This window comes from Thermomonospora cellulosilytica (assembly GCF_014138835.1).
Lineage (GTDB): Bacteria > Actinomycetota > Actinomycetes > Streptosporangiales > Streptosporangiaceae > Thermomonospora > Thermomonospora amylolytica.
The window spans coordinates 1,124,233-1,135,385 of the sequence record NZ_JACJII010000001.1 but is presented as its reverse complement, the minus strand read 5'-3'; the positions used below and the strand labels follow the sequence as shown (position 1 = coordinate 1,135,385).

Below are 11,153 nucleotides of genomic sequence, written 5' to 3'. Positions count from 1 at the left end.
GAAAGTGCATTCGACATGACTCAGCCTCGGCTGCTCGGTGGCCGTTACGAGCTCGATGGCGTCGTCGGGCGCGGCGGCATGGCCGAGGTCTACCGCGCCAAGGACCTGCGGCTGGACCGGATCGTCGCGGTCAAGACCCTGCGTTCGGACCTGGCCCGGGACCCGATCTTCCAGGCCCGGTTCAGCCGGGAGGCGCAGTCGGCCGCCTCGCTGAACCACCCGTCGGTGATCGCCGTGTACGACACCGGCGAGGACCAGATGGGCGACACCTCCATCCCGTACATCGTGATGGAGTACGTCGAGGGCCAGACCCTGCGCGACCTGCTCCGCGAGCGGGGCCGGCTGGTGCCCGAGCGCGCGCTGGAGATCACCGACGGGATCCTGCGGGCGCTGGACTACAGCCACCGCGGCGGCATCATCCACCGGGACATCAAGCCGGCCAACGTGATGCTCACCCGCAGCCACGAGGTCAAGGTGATGGACTTCGGCATCGCCCGGGCGATGGCCGACACCGCCGCCACCATGACGCAGACCGCGCAGGTGATCGGGACCGCCCAGTACCTGTCGCCGGAGCAGGCCCGCGGTGAGCGCGTCGACGCCCGCAGCGACCTGTACTCCACCGGCTGCGTGCTGTACGAGCTGCTGACCGGGCAGCCCCCGTTCACCGGCGACTCCCCGGTGGCGATCGCCTACCAGCACGTCCGGGAGGAGCCGGTGCCGCCGTCCCAGGTGGACCCGGCGATCCCGCAGTGGTGCGACAGCATCGTGCTCAAGGCGATGGCCAAGGACCCCAACCACCGCTACCAGAGCGCGGCGGAGTTCCGGGCCGACCTCCAGCGGGCCATGCAGGGCATGCCGGTGTCGGCGACCGCGGCGTCCACCATGCTGATGGGCGGCGCCGCCCCGCAGGGCACCCAGGTGATGAACCCGGTGCCCGGCGGTCCCGGCGTTCCCCCGCCGCACACCCGTTCGCACCGGCCGGTCCGCGACGACGGCTACGACCTGCCGCCGGTGGACTACGACGACGATGACGGCCGCCGCTCCGGCAACGGCAAGCAGATCGCCATCTGGGCGCTGATCGTGGCGGTCTTCATCGGCGGCGCCGCGCTGATCGGCGTGGCGCTGTCCGGCGGCGGTGGCGACGGCGGTGGCGGCAACAGCCCGTCGGCCAGCGTGCAGGCCGTCGAGGTCCCCGACGTCGAGGGCGACCGCCGGGACGACGCCGAGAAGGCGCTCACCGACGCGGGCCTGAAGGTCGGCGAGGTCACCGAGGAGTTCAGCGACGAGGTCCCCAGGGGCCGCGTGATCAGCACCGACCCGGCGGCCGGCGAGCAGGTGGCCAAGGGCGAGTCGATCAGCCTGGTCGTCTCCAAGGGCAAGAAGCCGCCGGAGCGCGCCCTGGTGCCCGACGTGACCGGCCAGCCCGCCGCCGAGGCCCGCCAGACGCTGGAGCAGGCCGGCTTCAAGGTGAGCCAGCGCACGACGCCCTCCAACGACGTCGAGAAGGGCATGGTCGTCCGCACCACGCCGGGCCCCGGCCAGGAGGCCAACCAGGGCTCCACGGTCGTCATGTTCGTCTCGGCCGGTCCGCAGAACATCACCGTCCCGAACGTGGTGGGCCAGACCGAGTCCCAGGCCGACACCACCCTGCGCACCGCCGGCCTGGACGTCCGGGTCGTCCCGGTCCCGCCGGAGAACCCGTCCCAGCAGGAGGGCACGGTCATCCGGCAGAGCGTCCAGCCGGGCCAGCAGGTGCCCCCGGGCACCTCGGTCACCATCTTCGTCGCCCAGCGCGCCGACGGCGGCGGAGACGGCGGTGGGGGCAACGACTTCCCCTTCCCCGGCGGCGACGACTGACCTGCCGTTCCGACGAGACCCCGGCCCCCACGGGCCGGGGTCTTCGTTTTCCCACGAGCCGGCGGACGCGCCGGGCCGGGACAGAGCGGCGGACGAGCTGCACATGGCCGCCGGGGCTCAGTGCCCGGTGTCCGCGGGCGGGCGTTCAGGTGCGGGCGACAGGAGGGTGGGGGAATGAGTGAGGGCTTCCGCCACTCGGGGGCAATGGCGGAAGCCCTCATGGGGTGATTCGGCTGTGGGAGGGAGGGTGTTACAGGTCTGGTGGATTTTTCTTGAAAATTCAGTGGCCGGAGTGGCTCAGGTGAGGGCGGCGCAGGTGTTCAGCCAGTTGGCGAGCAGGTGGTGGCCGGACTCGGAGAGGACGGACTCGGGGTGGAACTGGACGCCCTCGATGGGGCGGTGGCGGTGGCGGAGGGCCATGATGACGCCGTCCGGGGTGCGGGCGGTGACCTCCAGTCGGTCGGGCAGGGTGGTGGGGTCCACGGCCAGGGAGTGGTAGCGCATGGCGGTGAACGGGTTGGGAAGGCCGGACAGGACACCCGTTCCGTCATGGTGGATGAGGCTGGTGTAGCCGTGGACGAGTTCGGGGGCGCGGGAGACCTTGCCCCCGTAGGCGTGGGCGATGACCTGGTGGCCGAGGCAGACGCCGAGGAGGGGAAGGCGGCGGCGGTCGGCGTGGTCGACCAGGTCCAGGCAGACGGCGGTGTCGGCGGGATGGCCGGGGCCGGGGCTCAGCAGGACGCCGTCCATGCCGGCGGCGTCGGCGACCGTCACCGTGGAGCGGTCCTTCACCACGCAGTCGGCGCCCAGTTCGAGCAGGTACTGGACGATGGTGTGGACGAAGCTGTCGTGGTTGTCCACCACGAGGATCCGCGGGGCCATGGCGAGAGGTCCGTTCAGCGGCCGGCGGGGGTGGACGTCCCGGCGGGGGCGCCGCCGTGCTCGACGGTGTTGCGGTCGAACTGGATCTTCGACTCGGCCCAGGGGAACACCAGGTACCACAGCAGCAGCACGACGGCGGCCACCAGCCCGAGCGCGATCAGCGCCCTGACCGCACCCGTTCCAGGCAGGTGCCGCCAGATCCACGCGTACATCAGGTCTCCTCGTTCATCGCCCGCCGTGACGGAGGCTACCTCCCCGTGGAGGGTTCCAGGCGCCGGGGACGTTCCTCCACCAGTTCACCGAAGACGACGAGCCGTTTGGCCGCCGAGTACTTGGGGTGGCAGGTGGTGAGGGTGATCAGCCGTTCGGTGGGCCTGGCGCCGGGGCGGAACGGCACGGGGGCGGTGACCTCCACCGCGGTCGGCCTGACGATGCGGCGGCCGGTGACCTCGTAGACGTACTGGGTGGCGCGGGTGTCGATGAGGATGCGGTCGCCGTCGCGCAGCCGGTCGATGCCGTTGAACGGGGCGGAGTACGTGGTGCGGTGCCCGGAGACGACGAAGTTGCCGACCTGTCCCGGCATGGCGCTGCCGGGGTAGTGGCCGGGGCCCTTGCGGAGGTCCTTCGGCCCCACGCCCTCGACGATCACGTACCGGTAGTCCTCGCCGAGCCGGGGGATGCGGATCGTCGCGATCCCGTTCCCGATCCTGACCCGCTCGGTGGTGACCCGCCCGGGTGCCGCGCTCCACGACCGCAGGAGCTGGTCGTTGAGCCGGTCCTGCTGCTCGCGGGTGTACCGGCCGGTGCCCCACAGCTCGTACGTCATGAACAGCAGCACGATCAGCCCGGCGGTGATGCACAGCTCGCCCAGACCGCGGATGATGGCTCGCAGCGTTCCCCTCCGTCCGTTCCGGCGGTGCCTTCATGGTGGCACTTCCTTTACGGTCCCGCTGCCGGGGAGGGAACGGCGCTGTGCGCACGCACGGGACGGGGGCTGGAATAATGCTGCCTCGCACGCGATTCCGTCGCGTGGTCTCGCTCCAGCGGCCGTCAGGTCGTACCCTGCTCACCAGCGACTACCCTGTCGGCAGAGCACCCATGCGCGGACCGCCGCGCCGCCGTCCGCCCGAGGAGAACGAGCCACCGTGGCCAAGTCGAAAGTCCGCAAGAAGGCCGTCTACACGCCGCCGCAGAAGACCCAGAAGGTCGAGGTCAGCCCGCGCTGGCTGGTCCCGACCATGCTCACCCTGTGGCTGGTCGGCCTGATCTGGATCGCCACCTTCTACGTGACGGCGAGCACCGGCACCGAGGTCCCGCTGATGACCGACCTGGGCAACTGGAACCTGGGCATCGGCTTCGGCGCCATCATCCTCGGCGTGGCCCTGTCCACCCGCTGGCGCTGATCCCCGCCACGGCGGCCGTTACCCGGTTTCCCGCCGTTCCAATCCACGAATGTTATCCACAGGCTGTGGATCATCCGGGCCGTCGTGGGCCGGCCGTGCCTTGACCGCGGTCCGCGCCATGTCCTGCGGTTCGCCTTCCGGGCCGCACGGCTCGCGCTCCGCAGGACATGGCGTCGGCGGGACGCCGTTCCACAGGCTCCGCCACCGACGGCGGTGCCGGGTGCGCAGTGCCGTTCTCGGGGCACGACGCCGCCGCGTGGGCATCCCGGTGGTCCCGGTCAGAGCATCGTGACGTCGCTGAGCCGGACGGTCTGGACGACGACCAGGACCATCAGCAGGAGGAAGACGCCCGCCACGGCGGCGACGTGCAGGGCGGTGCGGTTGGCGCGCGGGGCGAAGGCGAACGCGGCGGTGAGCAGACCGCCGACGATCAGCCCGCCGATGTGGCCCTCCCAGGAGATGCCGCTCACCGTGAACGTGATCACCAGGTTGAGCACCAGCAGGGTGACGATGCCGCCGGTGGGGGCGTTCATCCGCTTGGCGACCACGAAGAACGCGCCGAACAGGCCGAAGATCGCACCGGAGGCGCCGACCGCCGCGCCGGTCGGGTTGACCAGGTAGAGCAGGACCGAGCCGCCGAGCGCGGACAGCAGGTACAGGGCGGTGAACCGCCACCGGCCCAGGACCTGCTCGAGCTGGGAGCCCAGCACCCACAGCGCCCACATGTTGAACAGGATGTGGGTGATGCTGAACGAGCTGCCCGGCGGCGAGTGCAGGAACGCCGCCGTGATCAGCCGGTGGAACTCGCCGTCCGCCACCCCGCCGGGCCGGACCATGCCGAACTGGTCGACCCAGACGCCCAGCATCGCGAACCGGTCCACGACCCGTTCGGAGAGCACCTCCGCCACGTACGCCAGCACGTTCAGCGTGATGAGCGTGTAGGTGACGACCGGGGTGGCCGCGACCTGCCCGCCGAACACGGTGCGCGCCTGCCGTACGGAGCGGTTGCCCTCCCGCACGCACTCCACGCACTGGTGCCCCACGGCGGCGTCGCGCATGCACTCCGGGCAGATGTAGCGGTCGCACCGGGTGCACCGGACGTACGTCTCGCGGCCGGGATGGCGGTAGCAGGTCGGCGCCTCGGTGGGGGCACCGGGGGTCTGTGCGTTCAACGGGGGTCACGCTCCTCGGCGGGGCGTGAACGCGGTGGAGGTGCTCACACCCTTACTACGACTGGCGACGCTCGATCGTCACCGACTCGATCGTAATGTCCTCGACGGGACGGTTCCGCGGGCCGGTGGGGACCTTGGCGATCCGGTCGACCACCTCGGCGCCCGCGATCACCTCGCCGAAGATGGTGTGCGCGCCGGTCAGGTGGGCGGTCTGCTCCACCGACAGGGTGATGAAGAACTGCGAGCCGTTGGTGTTGGGCCCGGCGTTGGCCATGGCCAGCAGGTACGGCCGGTCGAACGCCAGCCCGTTGCGGACCTCGTCCTCGAACTTGTAGCCGGGGCCGCCGGTGCCGGTGCCCAGCGGGTCGCCGCCCTGGATCATGAAGCCGTCGATCACCCGGTGGAAGATCGTCCCGTTGTAGAGCGGCTCGTTGGAGGGGCGGCCGGTGCGCGGGTCGGTCCACTGGCGCGAACCCTCCGCCAGGCCCACGAAGTTCGCCACCGTCTTGGGCGACTGCTCGGGGAACAACCGGAGCGTGATCGGCCCGTAGGTGGTGTTCATGGTCGCGATGAGCTCCTCAGCCATGGAGGCCGCCTCCTTCTGTCACGGCACGGGCGGGCGGGGACGGGCGGTGTGTGTACCCGTTCGGACGGACCTGGATTCCGGCCGACCCTTTCCCACCGTAATGCCAGGCCGATATGTGCGTTAACGGTGCGTGATCGCATCCTCCCACGACCCGGGTTTACCCGAGGCCACGGGGGAAGGGTGCAGGGCAGGACCTCGCACAAAGGGAGGTTAGCGTGTCCTCATTGATCTCAGTCCGCCGGAAGCCGGAAGTCCAGATCGACACCTCGCGCATCCGCCAGGCACAGGAGACCGCCCGGCAGAGCGCGATCACGGCCGCCGAGCGGGTCGGCCCGATGGCCGTCAGGTCCCGCGAGTACGCCGCCGAGCGCGTGCTGCAGGCCCGCGGGTGGAGCGCTCCCCGGCTGGAGCGCGCCGCCGGATACATCGAGCAGGATCTCGCGCCGCGGGTGAGCGCCTGGCTGAACGACACCGCCCACCGGATCGAGCCCCCCAAGGCGGCCGGACGGTCCCGCAACGCCGGCCTGATCGCGCTGGCCGCGATCGCCGCGCTGGGCGTGGCCGGGGCCGCCATGACGCGGCGGAACGCGTTCCAGGCGACGCACGAGCAGTATCCGGAGACCTCCTCCGCGGAGGAGGGCACACCGGCTCACTGAGCCCCCGCCGGCCCGTTCCGGCGGGCGGCGGCACGCCCCGCAGCCGGAACGACGACTTCCGGACGACGGAAGACACGCGTGAAGAGGCCCGCCAGTCGATGGCGGGTCTCTTCTCGTGCACGCCCCCGTCGTGGGTCCGGCCGTCCGGGAGGCATGATGCCGTCCACCCCTACCAGCCGGTAGCGTTTGCCGCATGTCGCTGAAACACGTTCTGGCCACGCGGGCTCGGCGGGCCCTGCACTCCGCCGTGCACCGCGGCTGGGAGTGGATCCAACGGCACGGTGAGATCACCCCCGCCACCCCCGGACGCCGCCGCTTCGCCTACCTGGGCGAGGGGGCCTGCATCGGGTTCCCGGTGGGCGCCATCTACGGCGAGCCGTGGATCTCGATCGGAGACCACACCCTGGTCGGCACCCACGTCACCATCTCCGCCGGCTTCGTGCCCGGCCTGGACCTGGGCCCCGACCTGATCGTCAAGATCGGCAGCGGCTGCTCGCTGGGCCGCGGCACGCACATCGTGGGCCACCAGTCGATCGAGATCGGCGACCACGTCTTCACCGGCCCGAACGTCTACATCACCGACCAGAACCACACCTACGGCGACCTGGACATGCCGATCGGCCGCCAGTGGCCGGAGAACAGGCCGGTCGTCATCGGCGACGGCTGCTGGATCGGCACCGGCGCGATCATCCTCCCCGGCACCAGGCTCGGCCGCAACGTCGCGGTCGCCGGCGGCGCGGTCGTCCGCGGCGAGTTCCCCGACCACTGCGTCATCGGCGGCGTCCCCGCCAAGATCCTCCGCCGCCACGACCCCGAGGAGGGCTGGATCCCTCCCATGCGCTCCCCCCGCCCCCTGGCCTCCCTGGAGGAGCTCGCCAAGCTCTCCGCCGAGGGCCTCGCAGGGCTCCAGGCCCTCCAGGACAAGCTCCGCGAGGAAGCGAGTTGATTGTGGGGGGGCGACCCCCCACGCCCCCCGCACGCGGATCGGACCATCCTCGCCGCCCGGGTTCCGCTCGCCTGGCGGCTCGCTCCACCCGGGCGGCTGCGGTGGTCCGCCCGCGCTCAGTCGGCCGAAGCTCCGCCCTGGGGGGCTCCGCTCCGGCCGACTGAGGGTCGGGTTGGTCTGGGGTCGCTGTGGAAGTTCTGGGGGCTCCGCCCCCAGACCCCCGGCCGGATCATCGGGCTGACGGCGTTACTTGGCTGTCAGGGCTGGAGTTGTTGCGGCGGGTCGTACGGGGGCCGTCGTCCGTGTTCCCTGAGCTGTAGGGGCGCCCGCGAATGCCGACGGCGCGCCTCGGGAGACGCGCCGTCGGAAGAGGGCCGCCGCGAGCCGGACGGTTGTCGTCGCGGCGGCGGACCGCTTGCGCTTTCGGGTCAGGGCTGGTGGGCCGGGCGGGAGTTGCTGCGATGGCGGGGGGCGCGGGGGCGGTCGCCGTTGTGGGCCGTCCGGTCGGTGTGGGTGTCGCGGCGGTTCGGGCGACGGGAACGGCCGCCGGTGGACGGGCGGGGGCGGCGGGGGCGTTCGGGGATGATCGGCTCGGTGATGGGGATGCCGCTGGGGCGGCGGGCGCCGGTGAGGCGGACCAGGTTCTCGTCGTCGAGGGTGACCTTGAGGCGGCCCGCCTCGACGCCGGCGCGGCGGGTCATCGCGGTGGTGGAACGGACCTGGTGGGGGAGCACCAGGGTGACGACGGTGCCGCTCTCGCCGGCGCGGGCGGTGCGGCCGGCGCGGTGCATGTAGTCCTTGTGGTCGGCGGGCGGGTCGATGTGCAGGACCAGGCTGACGTCGTCCACGTGGATGCCGCGGGCGGCGACGTCGGTGGCGACCAGCACGCTGATCCGGCCCTCGCGGAACTCCGCCAGGGTGCGGGTGCGCAGGCCCTGGCTCTTGCCGCCGTGCAGGGCGCCGGCCCGTACGCCGACCTGGGCGAGCTGCTTGGCCAGCCGGTCCACGCCGTGCTTGGTGCGGGCGAACAGGATGGTGCGGCCCTCGCGGTTGGCGATGGCGGCGGTGATGGCGGCCTTGTCGCGCGGCGCGATCAGCAGCAGATGGTGCTCCATGGTGGCGACCGGCTCGTCCACCGGGCCGATGGCGTGCGTGACCGGGTCGTTCAGGTACCGCCTGACCAGGACGTCCACGTCCCTGTCCAGGGTCGCCGAGAACAGCAGCCGCTGCCCGCCGGGACGGGCCGCGTCCAGGATGTCGGTGACGTCGGGCAGGAAGCCCATGTCGGCCATGTGGTCGGCCTCGTCCAGCACCACGATCTCGACGTCGCCGAGGTCGCAGGCGCCCTGCCGCATCAGGTCCTTGAGCCGCCCCGGGGTGGCCACCAGGACCTCCACGCCGCGGCGCAGCGCGTCGATCTGCCGGGTCATCGAGGTCTGCCCGATGACCGTCTTGAAGTGCAGGCCGAGCGCGCGGCCCAGCGGCTCCAGGTCGGTCTGCACCTGCTGGGCCAGCTCGCGGGTCGGCACCAGGACCAGCGCCAGCGGCCGCCGCGAGCGGGCCCGCCGCCCGGCGATCCGGGCCAGCAGCGGCAGCCCGAACGCCAGCGTCTTGCCGGAGCCGGTCTTGCCGCGCCCGAGCACGTCACGCCCGGCCAGGACGTCGGGGACGGCGGCGGCCTGGATCGGGAACGGGCTGGTGATGCCCTGCCGGGCCAGCGCGGAGACCAGGGCGTCCGGCAGGCCGAGTTCGGCGAAGGTGGGCACGGGGGAGTTCTCCGGGGTCGCACCCGGAGCGTGGGCAACAGTCACGCAATACCTTCCAGAGGGGGGCGCGTCTCAAGAAGGCACCACGGTCGAGAGGTTGTGGGCTGCATGGACGAGCCCGGCGTGTGAACGCCGAAGAGTGATTCGCTCAGTCTAACGTCGCCCATGTACGCGGATATGCCCGAGGGGTCGGAATCCTCCGTGGCTACTGGGTCACAGTGCCCTCGTTCAGCAGCCGCAGGACGGCCCGCCGACCGGCGCGGTCAGCGGATCGGGGTCCCGCCGCACGGTCTCCCCCGTCCCCAGCTCCACGGGGAACCCCTCCCGCGCCCAGTACTCGAACCCGCCGATCATCTCCTTGACCGGATGCCCCAGCCGCGCGAACTCCAGCGCCGCCTTCGTCGCCCCGTTGCACCCCGGCCCCCAGCAGTACACGACCACGGTCGCCCCGTCCTCCGTGACCTCGGCCGCCCGCCGCGCGATCTCCCGCGTCGGAACGTGCACCGCCCCCGGCACATGCCCCTGGTCCCAGGCCTCCCGGCTCCGCGTGTCCACCACGATGATCCCGTTCGTCCCGGCCTCGAGGTCCGCCGCCACGTCCGACACGTCGGTCTCGAACGCCAGCCGCCCCGCGAAATACGCCACCGCCAGAGCCGGATCGGCCGCCGCCGGTGCCGCGGACGGGATCGTCCCTGGCGCGGGGGCGGTGGGCGAGATCGTTCGCGGTGCAAGGGCGTCGGGCATGGGGTCGCCTTCCGTTCGTCGGTGCAGGTGACATCGATGGTCGCGTGGGGCGGCGGGCGGGCGACAGTGGCGTGAATGCCGTGCATCGTTAAGATCGCGCCATGCCGATCAGGGTGGCGGGGGCGCGGCACGTGGTGTCGGTGCTGGCGTTCGACGGGATGTCGCCGTTCGAGCTGGGGTCGGTGGCGGAGATCTTCGGGCTGCCGCGGCCCGAGCTGGACGTCCCCTGGTACGAGCTGCGGGTGTGCGCGCAGGAGCCGGGGCGTCCGCTGCGTTCGCTCGGAGGGCTCTCGCTGACGGCCGAGTACGGGCTGGACGCGTTCGCCGCCGCGGACACGGTCATGGTGGTGGCGGTCCCGGACGTGCGGGGCGACCTGCCGCCCGCGGTGCTCGACGCGCTGCGCGCCGCCCACCGGCGCGGCGCCCGGGTGGTGTCGATCTGCTCCGGCGCGTTCGCCCTGGCCGCCGCGGGGCTGCTGGACGGGCGGACGGCGACCACGCACTGGCGGTACGCCGACCTGCTGCGGCGACGCTACCCCCGCGTCGAGGTGGACCCCGACGTGCTGTACGTGGACGACGGCGACATCGCGACCAGCGCGGGCAGCGCCGCCGGCCTGGACCTGTGCCTGCACCTGGTCCGCAAGGACCACGGCGCGAAGGTCGCCGCCACCGTCGCCCGCCGCCTGGTGATCCCGCCGCACCGGGACGGCGGCCAGGCCCAGTTCATCGAGGCCGCGATCGCCGAACCGCCCGACGACGACGCCATCGCCCGCAGCATGTCCTGGGCCCTGGAGCACCTCGCCGAACCCATCGCCGTCGCCGACCTCGCCCGCCAGGCCCACATGGCGCCCCGCACGTTCATCCGCCACTTCCGGCGGCACACCGGGACGAGCCCGCTCCGCTGGGTGATCGTCCAGCGGATCATGGCCAGCCTCCCCCTCCTGGAGTCCGGCGTCCTCCCCGTCGAGCACGTCGGCGCGGCGGTCGGCTTCCCCAGCCCCGCCACGTTCCGCCACCACTTCACCCGGATCATGAAGACCACCCCCTCCGCCTACCGGAGGGCCATGTGCGGAGAGGGCGGCTCTCCACACTCTGCAGGCTCCTCGCCACCCCGGGTTCCGCTCGCCTAGGCCGTGTCTGA

At 72.2% G+C, this 11,153-nt stretch carries 12 protein-coding genes; 5 read left to right on the top strand and 7 right to left on the bottom strand.

Annotated features, from left to right (window positions below):
* The first annotated feature begins 15 nt into the window (after window positions 1-15).
* On the top strand, window positions 16-1,857 hold the full coding sequence (pknB, locus tag HNR21_RS05475) for a Stk1 family PASTA domain-containing Ser/Thr kinase (RefSeq protein WP_182704324.1): 1,842 nt from the start codon (window positions 16-18) through the stop codon (window positions 1,855-1,857).
* A 297-nt stretch (window positions 1,858-2,154) separates the two neighbouring features.
* Here pknB and HNR21_RS05470 read toward each other — a convergent pair whose 3' ends face one another.
* The 3 genes from HNR21_RS05470 to HNR21_RS05460 are packed head-to-tail and all read right to left on the bottom strand — an operon-like array spanning window position 2,155 to window position 3,610.
* Window positions 2,155-2,739 carry an anthranilate synthase component II gene (locus HNR21_RS05470; RefSeq protein WP_182704323.1) on the bottom strand — a complete coding sequence of 195 codons (585 nt, stop codon included), beginning with the start codon at window positions 2,737-2,739 and terminating at the stop codon, window positions 2,155-2,157.
* Between the two features lie 14 nt (window positions 2,740-2,753).
* Complete coding sequence (locus HNR21_RS05465; RefSeq protein WP_182704322.1) at window positions 2,754-2,951, bottom strand: hypothetical protein; 198 nt, start codon at window positions 2,949-2,951, stop codon at window positions 2,754-2,756.
* A 35-nt stretch (window positions 2,952-2,986) separates the two neighbouring features.
* A complete protein-coding gene (locus tag HNR21_RS05460) occupies window positions 2,987-3,610 on the bottom strand; it encodes a class E sortase (RefSeq protein ID WP_267899003.1) in 624 nt (207 codons plus the stop codon).
* 274 nt (window positions 3,611-3,884) lie between these two features.
* On the opposite strand from HNR21_RS05460, the gene HNR21_RS05455 reads away from it, so the two are divergent.
* Window positions 3,885-4,142, top strand: coding sequence for a cell division protein CrgA (locus HNR21_RS05455; RefSeq protein WP_119726357.1), 258 nt, complete (start codon window positions 3,885-3,887; stop codon window positions 4,140-4,142).
* 278 nt (window positions 4,143-4,420) lie between these two features.
* Here the strand turns inward: HNR21_RS05455 and HNR21_RS05450 are convergent, their stop codons facing one another.
* On the bottom strand, window positions 4,421-5,314 hold the full coding sequence (locus tag HNR21_RS05450) for a rhomboid family intramembrane serine protease (protein ID WP_220500042.1): 894 nt from the start codon (window positions 5,312-5,314) through the stop codon (window positions 4,421-4,423).
* 55 nt (window positions 5,315-5,369) lie between these two features.
* Window positions 5,370-5,900 (bottom strand): peptidylprolyl isomerase, encoded by a 531-nt coding sequence (locus HNR21_RS05445; protein ID WP_119726356.1) that lies wholly within the window; start codon window positions 5,898-5,900, stop codon window positions 5,370-5,372.
* A gap of 215 nt (window positions 5,901-6,115) precedes the next feature.
* Between HNR21_RS05445 and HNR21_RS05440 the strand changes: the two genes are divergently transcribed.
* Entirely contained in the window at window positions 6,116-6,556 is a 441-nt protein-coding gene (locus HNR21_RS05440) for a hypothetical protein (protein WP_182704321.1), read from the top strand.
* 193 nt (window positions 6,557-6,749) lie between these two features.
* Window positions 6,750-7,502, top strand: a complete 753-nt coding sequence (locus HNR21_RS05435) for an acyltransferase (protein ID WP_182704320.1) — start codon at window positions 6,750-6,752, stop codon at window positions 7,500-7,502.
* Window positions 7,503-7,930: 428 nt separating this feature from the next.
* Here HNR21_RS05435 and HNR21_RS05430 read toward each other — a convergent pair whose 3' ends face one another.
* Together HNR21_RS05430 and HNR21_RS05425 are read right to left on the bottom strand one after the other, a co-directional pair.
* The gene (locus HNR21_RS05430; RefSeq protein WP_182704319.1) at window positions 7,931-9,313 is read right to left on the bottom strand and encodes a DEAD/DEAH box helicase; all 1,383 of its coding nucleotides are present in this window, start codon (window positions 9,311-9,313) and stop codon (window positions 7,931-7,933) included.
* Between the two features lie 183 nt (window positions 9,314-9,496).
* Window positions 9,497-9,913 (bottom strand): rhodanese-like domain-containing protein, encoded by a 417-nt coding sequence (locus HNR21_RS05425; protein WP_312880857.1) that lies wholly within the window; start codon window positions 9,911-9,913, stop codon window positions 9,497-9,499.
* 200 nt (window positions 9,914-10,113) lie between these two features.
* Here HNR21_RS05425 and HNR21_RS05420 point away from each other — a divergent pair, with 200 nt between their 5' ends.
* The gene (locus tag HNR21_RS05420; protein ID WP_182704317.1) at window positions 10,114-11,142 is read left to right on the top strand and encodes a helix-turn-helix domain-containing protein; all 1,029 of its coding nucleotides are present in this window, start codon (window positions 10,114-10,116) and stop codon (window positions 11,140-11,142) included.
* The last annotated feature ends 11 nt before the right edge of the window (window positions 11,143-11,153 follow it).